Here is a 15,197-nt window from a genome sequence, read left to right on the forward strand (position 1 = left end):
CCAGCCGGGCTCGGCCTCCGCTTCGTGACTGCGCATGCCTCCACGGTCGCCGACGTCGGCCGCGTTGTCTTGGACGAAAGTTCCGCCCCGGCTCACGGCCGGCGGAGCAGGCGGTTCAGCGCCCGGCCGAAGACGACCCGGGCCGAGCGCCGCACCACGCCGTCGAAGAGCGCCAGCAGGAAACGGAGCCGGATCTCCTCCCGCCACACCACCCGGGTGCGCCCGCCCGGCCCCGGCCGCACCTCCAGTTCGGCCCAGCCGAGGACCACGCGCCCGCGCTTCTCCAGCCGGCAGAGCCCCGGGGATCCGTCCGTGGGCGGCCGCCAGAGGACGACCTCCATGGGGTCGTCGAACGCCAGCGGTCCGACGCCCGAGCGGGCCACGACGCGCGTGCCCTCGCGCGTCGGTCCGGGCGGGACCACCCGGACCACGGTCAGTGGCACGACGTCACCGTGCCGGGGCCACGCCGTGATCCGGCGCCACGCCTCGTCGAGGGGGAGCGGGGCCGTGCGCTGGAGCTCGATGTTCGCCACGGCACGATCGTAGGGAACCCGTCCCGCCCCCCGACCCGCCCGCGTCCGGTTCATCCACCCGGCCCAGGCGACGGGTGCCCGGCGCGGGCCGTCGTGCCCCTCACCGGTAGACGGCCCCCGGCTCCGCCTTTCCCGGCGCCAGCAGCTGCGGCACCGTCACGAAGACGAAGCCCCGTTCCTTCAGGGCGTCGATGATCCCGGGCACGGCCGGCACCGTGCCGTCGTAGATGTCGTGCAGGAGGATGATCCCGTCCCGGGACGCCTGGTCGAGGACGCGGCGGCCGATCAGGTCCGAGTCGGTGGTCGTGTAGTCCTTCGCCGTCACGGTCCACAGGACCTCGGACAGGCCGAGTTCGCGGCAGATCTCGTGCACGGTCTCGTCGGTGCGGCCCTGCGGCGGGCGCATCAGGGTGGGGCGGCGGCCGGTGAGGCGCTCTATCTCCCGGTTCGGGCGCTCCAGTTCCTCGCGTATCTCCTCGGGGCCGAGCTCGGTGAGGATCCTGTGGTCCCAGGTGTGGCTGGCCACCTCGTGGCCCTCGTCGGCCATGCGCCGCACCAGTTCCGGGTACTTCTCGATGTGCCGCTCGCCCAGCAGGAAGAAGGTCGCCGGAACCTGCTTCTCCTCGAGGATGTCCAGCAGTCGCGCGGAGTGTTCGCTCGGCCCGGCGTCGAAGGTGAGCGCGATGCACTTGGCCTCGCGGCAGTCCACGGTGCCGTAACGGGCGGCCTGGGCGCCGGCGGCCGGCTGGGCCCGCGCGGCGCTGGGGGCGGTGGTGTCGAGCCCGGAGCAGCCGCTCAGGGCGAGGGTGAGGGCGGCGGCAGCCGCGAGCGTTCCGGCTGTTCGGAACGCGGTCCCCGTTTGCGTCATCTTCTTGGTCAGAGAAGGCATGCCGGGACTATACACACCGAGTATACACGCCGTTTATACGGCTTCGCTCTGTACCGCCCGGACCATCGCAGCGCTACTCACGGTGACAAATGGGCGCTTTTGCCGTAAGTAGGCATCAATTGTTTAAGTCAGCTCACCCGCGGCACTCGCCAGCACCGTAGTCCCCAGACCCCACGTGGAGGTGTCCCCGTGAATCCGGCCCGCCGCGTCAAGGCCGTGCTGTTCGACCGCGACGGCACGCTCGTCGAGGACGTCCCCTACAACGGCGACCCCGGCCTGGTGCGCCCCGTCGAGGGCGCCCGGGAGGCGCTCGCCCTCCTGCGCGAGGCCGGCATCGCCACCGGCGTCGTCACCAACCAGTCCGGCGTCGCGCGCGGCCTGCTCACCGAGGCCGACGTCCGCCGCGTCAACCACCGCGTGGACGAGCTCCTCGGCCCCTTCGACGTGTTCGCCGTCTGCCCGCACGGCCCCGACGACGGCTGCCGGTGCCGCAAGCCGCAGCCCGGCATGGTGCTGTGGGCGGCCGGACGCGTCTGCACCCACCCCGCCGACCTCGTCGTCATCGGTGACATCGGCGCCGACGTGGAGGCCGCCCGCCGGGCCGGTGCCCACGGCATCCTCGTCCCGAACGCGCGGACCCGTCCCGAGGAGACCGCGGCGGCCGATCACATCGCCCCCGACCTCGTCACCGCCGTCCGCGCGGTGCTGGACGGAGTGCCGCGCGGCCGTGTCCTGGCCGACGAACGGCCCGTCCGGGAGGCCTTCGCCACCGGCCCCGCACCGGGGAGGTGCCGGTGAGAGCACTCGTGACCCGACTCGACAGCTTCGGCGACGTGCTGCTCGCGGGCCCCGCGATCCGCGCGGTCGCCGCCCGGGCGGACACCGTCACCCTGCTGTGCGGCCCGCGTGGCGCGCCCGCCGCCCGGCTGCTGCCCGGCGTCGACGACATCCTCGTGTGGGACGCGCCCTGGGTGGGCTTCACACCCCCGCCCGTCGGCCGCGGCGAGGTCGACCAGCTCATCGACACCATCGAGGCGTCCGCCGCGGACACCGCGCTGATCCTCACCTCCTTCCACCAGTCGCCGCTGCCCGCCGCCCTGCTGCTGCGCCTGGCCGGCGTCGGCTTCATCGCCGCCGACAGCGACGACTACCCCGGTTCCCTGCTCGACGTACGCCACCAGCGCGCCCCGCACGCCCACGAGGCCGAGGCCGCTCTCGACCTCGCCGCGGCCGCCGGGTTCCCGGCGGCCGACGACGGCCGGCTGCGCGTGCTCCCGCCGCCCCCGACCGCCGGACTCACCGGGCCCGGCCCCTACGTCGTCGTGCACCCCGGCGCCAGCGTCCCCGCCCGCGCCTGGAGCCCCGAGCGCTGCGCCGAGGCGGTGCGCGAACTGGCCGCCGCCGGCCACCGGGTGGTGGTCACCGGCGGGCCGGAGGAGAGCGAGCTGACCGCGTTCGTCGCCGGTGAGCAGGCCCTCGACCTCGGCGGGCGCACCGGCGCGGCGGAACTGTCCGGCGTCCTCGCGGGCGCCGACACCGTCGTCACCGGCAACACCGGCCCCGCCCACCTCGCCGCCGCCGTCGGCACCCCCGTCGTCTCCCTGTTCGCCCCGGTCGTGCCCGCCGGGCGCTGGCGGCCCTACGGCGTCCCCTACGTCCTGCTCGGCGACCAGGACGCGCCCTGCGCGGACAGCAGGGCCCGGCAGTGCCCCGTGCCCGGCCACCCCTGCCTGGACACCGTCACCGCGCACGACGTGGTCACCGCCGTCGAGAAACTGCGGGGAGAGAGATGAGGATCCCGCCGGGGCACGCGCACGGCCGGCGGACCACCGCCGCCGTGCGGGGCCGCTCCCTGGGCACCCGCGCATGACACACCCGTTGGGCCGGGTCGCGGGGGCGGACCCGCGGGCCACGCGGCAGGCTGCTGCCATGACACCGGACACGCCGCCCGCCGTCCCGCCCCGCCTTCTCGTCCTGCGCGCCCTGGGCCTCGGTGATCTCCTCGCCGGCGTTCCCGCCCTGCGCGCCCTGCGGCGGGCGTACCCGCGCCACGAACTCGTGCTGGCCGCGCCCGCCGAACTCGCACCGGTCGCCGAGGCAACGGGCGCCGTGGACCGGCTGCTGCCCGCCGCCGCCCCGGGGCGCGCGGTACCGCGCTCGCTGGACTGGACCGGCCCGCCCCCGGACGTCGCCGTCGACCTGCACGGCAACGGCCCGCCCAGCCACCGGCTGCTGATGGGCCTGCGCCCGCTGAAGCTGCTCGCCTTCGCCCACCCCGACACCCCGGAGGTCGACGGCCCGCCCTGGTCCGCCGAGGAGCACGAGCGCGACCGCTGGTGCCGGATGCTGCGGGCGTACGGCATCGACGCCGACCCCGGCGACGTGCACCTGGCCCGCCCACGGACGGCCTCCCCGGCGCCCGGCGCGATCGTGCTGCACCCGGGGGCCGGATCACCGGCCCGCCGCTGGCCCGTGGAGCGCTACGCCGCCGTGGCGACGGAGCTGCGGGCCCGGGGCCACCGGGTCGTCGTCACCGGCGGCGCCGACGAGGGGGACCTGGTGGCGCGGCTCGCCAAGCAGGCCGGGCTGCCCGACACGGACGTCTTCGGCGGCGGCCTGCCCTTCGACCGGCTGGCCGCGCTCGTCGCCGACGCGCGGGTCGTCATCAGCGGCGACACCGGCATCGCCCACCTCGCCGTCGCCCACGCCACGCGCTCCGTCACGCTGTTCGGCCCGGTGGCGCCCAGCCGCTGGGGCCCGCCGCCCGACCCGCGCCACCGCGCGCTGTGGTACGGCCCGGAGGGCGACCCGCACGCCCACCGCACCGACCCCGCGCTGCTGCGCATCACCCCCGCCGACGTCCTGGACGCCGTCGCCGCCCTGCCGGGCACGGCACACCCCTGAGGCCCGGCACGGCGGGGGACCCGTACGGCTCAGCCTCCGCACCACCGGCACATCAGCCGGAACCCGGCGAACAGCGTCGGCGGCCACAGGGCGGCGAACGCCCAGATCACGGCGGGCTCGGAGGTGACCATCCCGGCCACCATCAGACCCGTCGACACCGCGAAGAGGACGGCCACGGTCAGCACGCGGGGCCGGTAGGAGGCGAGCCGGGCCGGCAGCCCGGCCGGATCGGGGCGGCGGCCGGGCCGCAGGGTGCGCATCCGGCGGTCCAGGCGGCGGTCGCGGCGCAGGACGCGTTCCATCTCGTCGAGGATGCGCTGCTCGTGGTCGGGGAGTCGGCCGATGGACACGCGGTTCTCCTTCCGGGCGGCCGGACCGTGGGTCCTCCCGGCGGGACGGGCGGCGGGGACGTGCGGCGGGGGACGAACAAGCGGGTGCCCCGCGAGGTGCCGGAGCTAACCGGGAACCGGTCGCGCCAGCGCCTCGACGAGCCGGTCCGCGCTGTCCGGCACGGTGCCCTCACGGAACCCGTCCCGGATCTGCCGCGCGGTCACCCGCCCACCGGTCAGGCACCAGTCCCACCAGCGGTCCAGCTGCCGCACGTCCAGTCGTTCGGCGGGCACCAGCGCGGGCCAGCCGCAGGCCCGGGCCTGCGCGGTCAGCTTGGCGCCGCCGGCGACCGGGTCGACGGCCAGCACCGGGGTGCCGACCCGCAGGGCGATCACCAGGCCGTGCAGCCGGTCGGTGACCACGAGGTCCAGCCGGGCCAGCACGGACTGCAGTTGCGCGGGCGTGGCGCTCAGATGCCAGTCGTGGGTGTCGAGCCGGGTCTCCAGTTCCAGCCGGGCACAGTCCTTCGCGGCGAGCCAGCGCGTCACCTCCTCGGCGACCTGCACGGGCCGCCGCGGCTGCCCGTGCTCCTCCCGCCCGTACGTGAGGATCACCCCGACCACCGGCCGGGCCGGCACCTGAGGCGCCCGGGCCGCCAGGTCCTCCACCGGTTCGCTGTCCGGCCCGTCCCGGGGCAGCACCCGGTGGAAGCCGGTCACGGCCGGGCCGTCCGGGTCGATCACCGAGGTGCCGACGGCGATCCGCACGCAGTGCGCGAACCGCCGGTGCAGTTCCTCGATCTGCGGCCCGTGCAACGGGCCGCAGACGAACACCAGGTGGCTGTAGTCCTGCGGCCGGAGCCGGTCCAGATGCAGTGCCTCCGGCCGGAAGCCGGGACTCCAGGCGATGTCGTAGGGGATGCCCGTCCCCCGCAGTACGTCCTCCACCCGGCGCAGGGCGAGCACGTCCCCGGCGGTGGCCTCCCCGTCCCGGAAGCTGAACCACCCGGTGAGCAGCACCCTGCGCGGTCGCATGCCCTGTCGTGTCTGCACATGCCCTGAGTGCCCGCCCACCGACGGGGCATTCAGGGCATTACTCTCATATGACCTGCGGTCACCGGGCGTGGAAGGTGGCGTCCGCCCGGTCGGTGGCGGTGCTCACCGCCTGCACGTTCAGCAGGTACTCCCAGTGGCGGACGTAGCGCCCCGGGTAGTTGTGGGACTCGAAGGACACGCCCGCCGGGTCGGCGAGACCGGCCCGCCGGTGGAACGACGCGTCGGCGGCGAACCGCGCGCTGCCGTCGTTCCGCTCCAGCCACACCTCGAAGGCGTCGTGCCGCAGGTGGTACCCGGGGAAGTTCGCCGACTCCAGCGAGACGGTGCCGCTGCCGGCGAGACCGGGCACGACCCGGAACTGCGAGTCGGCGAGCCGGGTCACGTTCGCCTCGATCCGGGCCCGGTAGTCGTAGTGCCGGACGAACCGGTCCGGGAAGTTGTGCGAGGAGAAGCGCTGCGGGGTGACCCCGTCGGCCACGGGGATGCCGAAGTTCGGTGTGCCGTCGGCGTTCCAGTAGACCTTCTGCACGCGCGTACGGCGGTTGGGGTCGTGCAGCGGGTCGCCGCTGATGTCCTTGTAGCCGCGGTCGTGGTAGACGAGGATGTCGCTCTTGCCGTCCTCGGAGACCGTGAAGGAGTTGTGGCCCGGCCCGTACTGGCCGGTCGCGGCGCTGCTCGCGAACACGGGCGTGGGGCTCTTGCTCCAGGACGCCCGGCTGAGCAGGTTCGCGCTCGCCGACGCGGTGAGCATGCCGAGGCAGTAGTTGCTGTCCGTGGCGCTCGCGGAGTACGTCATGAACACCTTGCCGCCGCGCTGGATGACGGCCGGCCCCTCGTTGACCTTGTAGCCGACGGTCTCCCAGGAGTAGGTGGGCCGTGACAGCATCACCGGAGTCCCGGTGATGGTCCAGGGGTTGGCCATCCGGGCCAGGTAGAGGTCGGTGTTGTTGTCCACGGACGGGTCGCGCTGCGCCCAGGCCAGGTAGCGCACGCCGTTCACGACGAAGGTGGTGGCGTCCAGGGAGAAGCTCTCCCACTGGGTTCTGATCTGGCCCTTCTCCGTCCAGGCGGCCGTGCGCGGGTCCGCGCCGGTGCCCTCCAGGACGTACATCCGGATCGCCCAGACGTCGTGCGTGGCGCCCGCGGCGAAGTACACGTACCACTTGCCGTCGATGAAGTGGATCTCCGGCGCCCAGATGTGCGCGCCCATGACACCGCCGGCGTGCCTGGTCCAGATCGTCGTCTCCGGCGCCGACTGCAGCCCCTGGATGGTGGTCGCCCGGCGCAGCACGATGCGGTCGTACTCGGGGACGGTCGCGGTGAAGTAGTAGAAGCCGTCGGTGTGCTTGACGATGTGCGGGTCGGCGCGCTTCTCCGCGATCGGATTGGTGTACGTGACGGCGGGGGAGTCGGGCTCGGCGGCCTGCGCGGGCGCGCCGGTGAGGCAGGTCGCGAGGGCGACGAGGACCGCCAGGAACAGCCGAAGGGCTCTGCGTCTCAAGGGAGTTCTCCGGGGGCAGGGGTGAGGGAGACCGACTCTGTCCGTGATTTCGGACGTGGTTCGTGAAATCGGCCACGAAGGCGGTCCAGAAGATAGGGCGGGCCCCCCTCCCCGTCAACGGGTCGGGCAGCGACTGCGCGGACACGTCCTAGGCTGGACACATGCCTCCTACGGCGGAAGCGGCGCCCGTCGCGGTCACCGTCCGGCCGTCGGCGCCCGCGCTCCGGCCCTTGATCGGTGCGCTGGGCCACGTCGAGGGACGGTTCGCGCACGCCGCCGAGCTGGCGCTGCCGACGGGCGGGGTGCAACTGCTGGTGAACCTGGACCGGGACGTCCTGTCCTCCTCCCCCCTGAACGGCCCGGACCTGTGCACGGCGGGAGCCGCGCTGCAGGGACCGTCCACGGGCCCGGTGTTGATCGATCCGGCGCAGCAACGCGCCGTCGTGTGGGTGGCCTTCCGGCCCGCCGGATTCCACCCCTTCCTCACCGCTCCGGCCGGCGCGCTGCGCGACCGGCTCGTGGGACTGGACGAACTGTGGGGCCGGGACGGCGCGGTGCTGCGGGAGCGGCTGCTCCAGGCCCGGGCCACCGGCGGTCCCGAGGCCTGCCTGCGGGAGGTGGAACGGGCCCTGCTGCACCGGGCGGCACGGCCCCTGGAGCCCGACCCGGCGGTCCGCCTCGCCGCGGCCCTGCTGGACCGCGGGAGGCCCGTGGCCGAGGTCGCCGACCGGCTCGGCTGGACCTCCCGGCGGCTGGCCCGCCGGTGCACCGAACACCTGGGGCTCCCGCCCAAGCGGTACGCCCGGGTGCGGCGCTTCCAGCGGCTGCTGCGGCGGGTGAACGCCGCGCTCGACGCGCCGGACTGGGCGCTCCTCGCCGCCGACTGCGGCTACCACGACCAGGCCCATCTGATCCACGAGTTCCGTGCGCTGACCGGCCTCACGCCGACCGCGTACGCGCCGCGCTCGCCGCTCGCCCGCAATCACGTGCCGCTCGACGGGTGACGCGCCCGCCGCCCGGCGTTTTTCTACAATCCACGGCACCCCTCGACCCGCCATCGTGACGACCATGACCCACCGCACCCACACCCCGGCACACCGCCCCCACACCCCGGCCGTCACCCGGCTCCACCCCCGGCTCGTGGTCTCCGACGGGCCCCGCGCGATCGACTTCTACCGGACCGCGTTCGGCGCCGAGGAGATCGAGCGCTACACCGGCCCCGAGGGGAGGATCGTGCACGCGCTGCTGCGCCTCGGCGACGCGGTCGTCGCGGTCAAGGACGCCGACGAGGGCGACCCGGCCCCGCCCTCCCTCGGCGGCACCCCCGTGATCCTGGCGCTGGACGTCACCGACGCGGACGCCGTGGCCGAGGCGATGCTGCGGGGCGGGGCGACGGTGGTGTACCCCGTCGCCGACCAGCCCTACGGGCAGCGCGGCGGGCGGCTCGCCGACCCGTTCGGCCACCTGTGGATGATCTCGCAGACCATCGAGGACCTCACGCCGGAGGAGATCCAGCGGCGCACCGACGCGACGTTCTCGTCCTGACCGGTGCCGGCCGGGCCCGCCGCGCAGGCCGGCGACGGACCTCAGCGGACCGGCGCCGCCGGTTCCCCGGCCTCCGCCGCCCGTGCCCGTGCCGCGTCCACCTTGCCGCCCGGGTGGCGCAGGGCGCACAGGAACGCCACGCCCAGGGCGATGGCCATGCCGTAGAAGACCCACTGGTTGGCCTCGGCGAAGTCCATGCGGATCGCGGACATCGCGTCCCGGGTCGCCTCGGCGGCGGCCCCGGAACCGGTGGGCGGCCGGGCGTCGCCGTTGCCCGTGACCGACTCGGTGACGTCCCGGGCCACGGCCCCCGCGTCCCCGGCGGACACCCCCCGCGACTCCAGGGTGTCCTCGACCTTGCTGGAGGTGACGTGCGTCAGGATCGTGCCGTAGACGGCCAGCCCCACGCTCGCCGCGTAGTTGCGCACGGTCTGGGTGATGCCGGTGACCTCGCCGTACGAGGCGCCGATGGACCGGTTCACGGCGTCCGTGGAGGCCGGTGCCAGGACGAAGCCGATACCGGCCCCGGCCAGGGCCGCGTAGGGCCACTGGTCGTGCATGGACAGGTCGGTGAGCTTCCCCGCCCACAGCGCGAACCCCACACAGCCCAGGGCCGTGCCCAGCTTCAGGGCCGGGCGCGCGCCCCGCTTGTCGAGGATCCGCCCGCCCCACTGCGAGGCGATCGCGAAGCCCACGAAGAAGTACAGCAGGAACAGGGCCGCCTGGTTCGGTGAGGCGCTCAGGGACACCTGGGCGTAGACCGAGGTGAAGAAGAACAACGGGACGAAGGCGAGCATCGAGAAGAACAGCACCGCCGCGTCGACGGTGAACGCCTTGTCGCGGAAGACCCGCAGGTCGACCAGCGGATGCCGGACCCGGTGCTCGAAGCGCACGAACACGCAGAGCACCGCGATGCCGCCCGCGATGCAGACCCAGGTCGCCCAGCTGTCCCACCCCCAGGACCAGGCCTGCTGGAAGCCCAGGACGCTCAGGCCCATGCCCGCCGCGACGAGGACCGCCCCCCGCACGTCCAGCGTGCCGGAGCGCCGTCGGTCGGCGATGTGCGCCAGGGCCGTCAGCACCAGCGCCACGATCGCGACCGGCACGTTGACCCAGAACACCGCACGCCACGTCCAGCTCGTCAGCCAGCCGCCCAGCAGCGGGCCGATGGCGGTCAGCGCGCCGGTGACCCCGAAGAACAGGGCGAGGGCGCGACCGCGCCGCTCGACCGGGAACACGGCCACCACCACGGCCAGCGCCGCGGGGAAGAGCAGGGCCGCTCCGAGCCCCTGGGTGGCGCGGAAGACGATGAGCCAGGTCTGCGCCGCGCCGCCGTCGGGCACACAGCCGCACAGCACCGACGAGACGACGAAGACGAGCGTGCCGGCGACGACGACCCGGCGCGGGCCGTACAGGTCCGCGAGGCGCCCGCCGAGGGCGAAGAAGGCCGCGAGGGACAGCAGATAGGCGTTGACCACCCACTGCATGCCGGAGGACGACAGATCCAGCTCGCGGACGATGTCCGGAGCCGCGATCGACACGATGGTCTGGTCGATGAAGGTCATGGCGACGGCGAACATCATCGCCGCGAGCGCCACGGACTGCTGCGGTGCGGTACGGGTGGGGGACGCGGTCCCGCGCCCCGGGCGCGCAGTGCTCATCACCTCAGTCTGCGCCCCTCCGGTCCCTCCCGCATCAGAGGACCCGTCAGGCCTCGCCCGTCGCACCGATACCGCCGAATGCCTCTCCGGGCAACCCCCCGGTCGTGTGAGGACCGCCTCTCCGGCCATGTGACCACGGCCCGCCACGGATGCCGCGTCGAACGTGCAGGATGCGGGCACCAAGGAGGACAGGCAGCGAACGACGGGAGAAGCAGACGATGGCCCCAGCGGAACCAGAACCCCAGAGGATCGGCGTCCCGGCCGAATCCACTGCGGGCGAGACCAGGGTGGCGGCGACACCCGCCACCGTGGGGAGACTTGTCGCGCTCGGGTACGACGTGGTGGTCGAACCGGGAGCGGGAGCCTCGTCCCGCTTCTCCGACGCCGCGTACGAGGAGGCGGGAGCGCGGCTCGGCGACCCGTGGGCGGCCGGGATCGTCCTGAAGGTCAACGCCCCCTCGACCGAGGAGATCGGCAGGCTCCGCGACGGGGCCACGCTGATCGCGCTGATCAGCCCCGCCTTCAACCCGGAGCTGGTCGAGGAGCTGGCCCGGCGGCCGATCACCGTGCTGGCCATGGACGCCGTGCCGCGCATCTCGCGCGCCCAGTCCCTGGACGTGCTCAGCTCGATGGCGAACATCGCCGGCTACCGGGCCGTGGTGGAGGCGGCGCACGCCTTCGGCCGGTTCTTCACCGGGCAGGTGACCGCCGCCGGCAAGGTGCCGCCCGCCAAGGTCCTGGTGGCCGGCGCCGGCGTCGCCGGGCTCGCGGCCATCGGCGCGGCCCGCAGCCTCGGCGCCGTGGTCCGCGCCACCGACCCCCGGCCCGAGGTCGCCGAGCAGGTGCGCTCCCTGGGCGGCGAGTTCCTGACGGTCTCCGCCGAGCAGGAGGTCAGCACCGACGGCTACGCCAAGGCCACCTCCGAGGACTACGACCGGCTCGCCGCGCAGCTGTACGCCGAGCAGGCCGCCGACGTCGACATCATCGTCACCACCGCGCTCATCCCGGGCCGCCCGGCGCCGAAGCTGATCACCGCCGAGCACGTGGCCCGCATGAAGCCCGGCAGCGTCATCGTCGACATGGCCGCGGCCCAGGGCGGCAACGTCGAGGGCACGGTCCCCGGCAAGGCCGTCGTCACCGACAACGACGTGACGATCATCGGCTACACCGACCTGCCCGGCCGGCTCCCCGCCCAGGCCTCGCAGTTGTACGGCACCAACATCGTCAACCTGATGAAGCTGCTCACCCCGGGCAAGGACGGCCGGCTCGTCCTGGACTTCGACGACGTGGTGCAGCGCTCGATCACCGTGGTCCGCGAGGGCGAGAAGACCTGGCCGCCGCCCCCGGTGCAGGTGTCCGCCGCGCCCGCCCCCGGCGGTGCGAAGGAACCCGCCGCCCCGGCCGCACCGGCGACACCGGCGAAGCCCGCCCGTCCGGCCTGGGCCTCGTACGCGCTCGTCGGCGTCGGGGCGCTCGCGCTGTTCCTCGTGACGGCCTTCTCCCCGAGCGAACTCCTCGGCCACTTCACGGTGTTCGTCCTGGCGATCGTCATCGGCTTCTACGTCATCGGCAACGTGCACCACGCGCTGCACACCCCGCTGATGTCGGTCACCAACGCCATCTCCGGGATCGTCGTGGTCGGCGCGCTGCTGCAGATCGGGCAGGGGGACACGGCCGTCACCGTGCTGTCGTTCGCCGCGATCCTGCTGGCGAGCATCAACATCTTCGGCGGTTTCGCCGTGACCCGCCGCATGCTCGGCATGTTCTCGAAGGGCTGATCAGGATGACCACAGACACGGCCGCACAGGCCGCCTACGTCGTCGCGGCGCTGCTGTTCATCCTCAGCCTCGCCGGCCTCTCGCAGCACCGCACCTCCCGCTCCGGCGTCGTCTGGGGCATCGCCGGGATGGTCGTCGCGCTGGCCGCCACGGTCGGTCTCGCCTCCCGGAGCATCAGCGCCACCGGGCTGGTGCTGATCGCCGTCGCCACCGCCGTCGGCGCGGGCATCGGGCTCTGGCGGGCCAAGGTCGTCGAGATGACCGGCATGCCCGAGCTGATCGCCATCATGCACAGCCTCGTCGGCCTGGCCGCCACCTTCGTCGGCTGGAACGGCTACCTCGACGTCGACGCCGAGCTGTCCGGCTCGCTGCTGGGCATCCACCACGCCGAGGTGTTCATCGGCGTCTTCATCGGCGCCGTCACCTTCACGGGCTCGGTCGTCGCCTATCTGAAGCTCTCGGCGCGCATCGCCTCACGCCCGCTGACGCTGCCCGGCAAGCACGTCCTGAACATCGGCGCGCTGGTCGCCTTCGTGGGGCTGACCATCGCGTTCGTGGCCCGCCCGACCATGGGCCTGCTCATCGCGGTCACCGTGATCGCCCTCGCCCTCGGCGCGCACCTGGTCGCCTCCATCGGCGGCGGCGACATGCCGGTCGTCGTCTCCATGCTGAACAGCTACTCGGGCTGGGCGGCGGCCGCCTCGGGCTTCCTGCTCTCCAACAACCTGCTCATCGTCACCGGCGCGCTGGTCGGCTCCTCCGGTGCCTACCTGTCGTACATCATGTGCAAGGCGATGAACCGGTCGTTCATCTCGGTGATCGCCGGCGGCTTCGGCACTCCGGCCGCCGCGTCAGACGAGGGTGAGCAGGGCGAGCACCGGGAGATCAGCGCCGAGGAGACCGCGGAACTCCTGCGCGACGCCTCCTCGGTGATCATCACTCCGGGCTACGGCATGGCCGTCGCCCAGGCCCAGTACCCGGTCGCCGAACTCGCCCGCAAGCTGCGCGAACGGGGCGTCGAGGTGCGCTTCGGCATCCACCCGGTGGCCGGCCGGCTGCCCGGGCACATGAACGTGCTCCTCGCCGAGGCGAATGTGCCGTACGACATCGTCCTGGAGATGGACGAGATCAACGACGACTTCGCCGCGACCTCGGTCGTGCTGGTCATCGGCGCCAACGACACGGTCAACCCGGCCGCCACGGACAACCCGTCCAGTCCCATCGCGGGGATGCCGGTGCTGCACGTGTGGGAGGCGGCGAACGTGGTCGTCTTCAAGCGGTCGATGGCCGCCGGGTACGCGGGCGTGCAGAACCCGCTGTTCTTCCGCGAGAACACCCAGATGCTCTTCGGCGACGCCAAGCAGCGGGTGGAGGACATCCTGCGCGGCCTGGACGCCCTGGACACCCCGGTCCGGGAGATGGCGGGCTCGTCCCGCTGAGCCTCCGGGCGGCGACGGCGTGAAGGCCGGCTCGACAGTGTCGAGCCGGCCTTCACGTGTCCCGTGCGGGTCCCGCCGTGCGGTCAGTCCGTGCCGGACTCCATCGCCGCGCGGTCCAGCCAGGCGTCCTCCTCCGAGACCTCGCCGCGGGAGGCGATGGCCTCGGCGCCGCCCTCGGGCAGCTCCGGCATGGTGCCGATCAGCCCGGTCGCGGCGGCCTGGGAGGCGCCGATGGTGGGGCTGCCGGTGCCGATCAGGCCGATGCCGGCGTACTGCTCCAGCTTGGCGCGCGAGTCGGCGATGTCCAGGTTGCGCATGGTGAGCTGGCCGATCCGGTCCACCGGGCCGAACGCGGAGTCCTCGGTGCGCTCCATGGACAGCTTGTCCGGGTGGTAGCTGAACGCGGGGCCGGTGGTGTCGAGGATCGAGTAGTCCTCGCCGCGCCGCAGCCGCAGCGTCACCTCGCCGGTGACGGCGGCGCCGACCCAGCGCTGCAGCGACTCGCGGATCATCAGCGCCTGCGGGTCCAGCCAGCGGCCCTCGTACATCAGCCGGCCGAGGCGCCGGCCCTCGGTGTGGTACTGGGCGAGGGTGTCCTCGTTGTGGATCGCGTTGACCAGCCGCTCGTACGCGGCGTGCAGCAGGGCCATGCCCGGGGCCTCGTAGATGCCGCGGCTCTTGGCCTCGATGATCCGGTTCTCGATCTGGTCGGACATGCCCAGGCCGTGCCGGCCGCCGATGGCGTTGGCCTCCATGACCAGGTCGACGGCGGTGGCGAACTCCTTGCCGTTGATCGACACCGGGCGGCCCTGGTCGAAGCCGATCGTCACGTCCTCGGTGGCGATCTCGACCGCGGGGTCCCAGAACTTCACGCCCATGATGGGCTCGACCGTCTCGATGCCGGTGTCCAGGTGCTCCAGCGTCTTGGCCTCGTGGGTGGCGCCCCAGATGTTGGCGTCGGTGGAGTACGCCTTCTCCGTGGAGTCCCGGTAGGGAAGTCCGTGGGCGAGCAGCCACTCGGACATCTCCTTGCGGCCGCCCAGCTCGGTCACGAACGCCGCGTCCAGCCAGGGCTTGTAGATCCTCAGGTGCGGGTTGGCGAGCAGGCCGTAGCGGTAGAACCGCTCGATGTCGTTGCCCTTGAAGGTCGAGCCGTCGCCCCAGATCTGGACGTCGTCCTCCAGCATCGCCCGCACCAGGAGCGTGCCGGTGACGGCCCGGCCGAGCGGGGTGGTGTTGAAGTAGGCCCGCCCGCCCGAGCGGATGTGGAACGCGCCGCAGGTCAGCGCGGCCAGACCCTCCTCGACCAGCGCGGCCCGGCAGTCGACCAGACGCGCGATCTCGGCCCCGTAGGTCTGGGCACGGCCGGGCACCGAGGCGATGTCGGGCTCGTCGTACTGGCCGATGTCGGCGGTGTAGGTGCACGGGACGGCGCCCTTGTCGCGCATCCACGCGACCGCGACGGACGTGTCGAGACCGCCCGAGAAGGCGATGCCGACGCGCTCGCCGGCCGGCAGGGAGGTGAGGACCTTGGACATAGAAAGAGTATGTCTCACTTTGCA

At 73.4% G+C, this 15,197-nt stretch carries 14 protein-coding genes; 7 read left to right on the plus strand and 7 right to left on the minus strand.

The window, feature by feature from the left end; translation table 11 throughout:
- Positions 1-92: 92 nt before the first annotated feature.
- The gene (locus ACIGAQ_RS01780; RefSeq protein ID WP_399778402.1) at positions 93-533 is read right to left on the minus strand and encodes an SRPBCC family protein; all 441 of its coding nucleotides are present in this window, start codon (positions 531-533) and stop codon (positions 93-95) included.
- A 100-nt stretch (positions 534-633) separates the two neighbouring features.
- A complete protein-coding gene (locus ACIGAQ_RS01785) occupies positions 634-1,422 on the minus strand; it encodes a polysaccharide deacetylase family protein (protein ID WP_399778405.1) in 789 nt (262 codons plus the stop codon).
- Positions 1,423-1,611: 189 nt separating this feature from the next.
- On the opposite strand from ACIGAQ_RS01785, the gene ACIGAQ_RS01790 reads away from it, so the two are divergent.
- The 3 genes from ACIGAQ_RS01790 to ACIGAQ_RS01800 all read left to right on the plus strand — a co-directional run bounded on the left by ACIGAQ_RS01790 (position 1,612) and on the right by ACIGAQ_RS01800 (position 4,326).
- Positions 1,612-2,220, plus strand: a complete 609-nt coding sequence (locus tag ACIGAQ_RS01790; protein ID WP_399778408.1) for a D-glycero-alpha-D-manno-heptose-1,7-bisphosphate 7-phosphatase — start codon at positions 1,612-1,614, stop codon at positions 2,218-2,220.
- Positions 2,217-3,215, plus strand: coding sequence for a glycosyltransferase family 9 protein (locus ACIGAQ_RS01795; RefSeq protein WP_399778411.1), 999 nt, complete (start codon positions 2,217-2,219; stop codon positions 3,213-3,215). Before ACIGAQ_RS01790 ends, ACIGAQ_RS01795 begins: the two co-directional genes overlap by 4 nt.
- Before the next feature lie 136 nt (positions 3,216-3,351).
- On the plus strand, positions 3,352-4,326 hold the full coding sequence (locus ACIGAQ_RS01800; RefSeq protein WP_399778414.1) for a glycosyltransferase family 9 protein: 975 nt from the start codon (positions 3,352-3,354) through the stop codon (positions 4,324-4,326).
- Between the two features lie 29 nt (positions 4,327-4,355).
- Here ACIGAQ_RS01800 and ACIGAQ_RS01805 read toward each other — a convergent pair whose 3' ends face one another.
- The 3 genes from ACIGAQ_RS01805 to ACIGAQ_RS01815 all read right to left on the minus strand — a co-directional run bounded on the left by ACIGAQ_RS01805 (position 4,356) and on the right by ACIGAQ_RS01815 (position 7,212).
- The gene (locus ACIGAQ_RS01805; protein ID WP_311680544.1) at positions 4,356-4,676 is read right to left on the minus strand and encodes a DUF3040 domain-containing protein; all 321 of its coding nucleotides are present in this window, start codon (positions 4,674-4,676) and stop codon (positions 4,356-4,358) included.
- 105 nt (positions 4,677-4,781) lie between these two features.
- Positions 4,782-5,690, minus strand: coding sequence for a polysaccharide pyruvyl transferase family protein (locus ACIGAQ_RS01810; protein ID WP_399778417.1), 909 nt, complete (start codon positions 5,688-5,690; stop codon positions 4,782-4,784).
- A 79-nt stretch (positions 5,691-5,769) separates the two neighbouring features.
- Positions 5,770-7,212 carry a family 43 glycosylhydrolase gene (locus ACIGAQ_RS01815; RefSeq protein WP_362277769.1) on the minus strand — a complete coding sequence of 481 codons (1,443 nt, stop codon included), beginning with the start codon at positions 7,210-7,212 and terminating at the stop codon, positions 5,770-5,772.
- A 161-nt stretch (positions 7,213-7,373) separates the two neighbouring features.
- On the opposite strand from ACIGAQ_RS01815, the gene ACIGAQ_RS01820 reads away from it, so the two are divergent.
- Together ACIGAQ_RS01820 and ACIGAQ_RS01825 are read left to right on the plus strand one after the other, a co-directional pair.
- Complete coding sequence (locus tag ACIGAQ_RS01820) at positions 7,374-8,216, plus strand: helix-turn-helix domain-containing protein (protein ID WP_399778421.1); 843 nt, start codon at positions 7,374-7,376, stop codon at positions 8,214-8,216.
- 64 nt (positions 8,217-8,280) lie between these two features.
- Positions 8,281-8,757 carry a VOC family protein gene (locus ACIGAQ_RS01825; protein ID WP_399778424.1) on the plus strand — a complete coding sequence of 159 codons (477 nt, stop codon included), beginning with the start codon at positions 8,281-8,283 and terminating at the stop codon, positions 8,755-8,757.
- Between the two features lie 41 nt (positions 8,758-8,798).
- On the opposite strand, the gene ACIGAQ_RS01830 is transcribed toward ACIGAQ_RS01825, so the two are convergent.
- A complete protein-coding gene (locus tag ACIGAQ_RS01830) occupies positions 8,799-10,418 on the minus strand; it encodes an MFS transporter (protein WP_399778427.1) in 1,620 nt (539 codons plus the stop codon).
- Between the two features lie 218 nt (positions 10,419-10,636).
- On the opposite strand from ACIGAQ_RS01830, the gene ACIGAQ_RS01835 reads away from it, so the two are divergent.
- Positions 10,637-12,196, plus strand: a complete 1,560-nt coding sequence (locus ACIGAQ_RS01835) for a Re/Si-specific NAD(P)(+) transhydrogenase subunit alpha (protein ID WP_362277760.1) — start codon at positions 10,637-10,639, stop codon at positions 12,194-12,196.
- A 5-nt stretch (positions 12,197-12,201) separates the two neighbouring features.
- Positions 12,202-13,635, plus strand: a complete 1,434-nt coding sequence (pntB, locus tag ACIGAQ_RS01840) for a Re/Si-specific NAD(P)(+) transhydrogenase subunit beta (protein WP_362277757.1) — start codon at positions 12,202-12,204, stop codon at positions 13,633-13,635.
- An 83-nt stretch (positions 13,636-13,718) separates the two neighbouring features.
- Here the strand turns inward: pntB and argG are convergent, their stop codons facing one another.
- A complete protein-coding gene (gene argG, locus ACIGAQ_RS01845; protein ID WP_311680553.1) occupies positions 13,719-15,173 on the minus strand; it encodes an argininosuccinate synthase in 1,455 nt (484 codons plus the stop codon).
- Positions 15,174-15,197 lie beyond the last annotated feature (24 nt).

The organism is Streptomyces sp. NPDC085932, assembly GCF_044540525.1.
Taxonomy (GTDB): Bacteria; Actinomycetota; Actinomycetes; order Streptomycetales; family Streptomycetaceae; genus Streptomyces; species Streptomyces levis.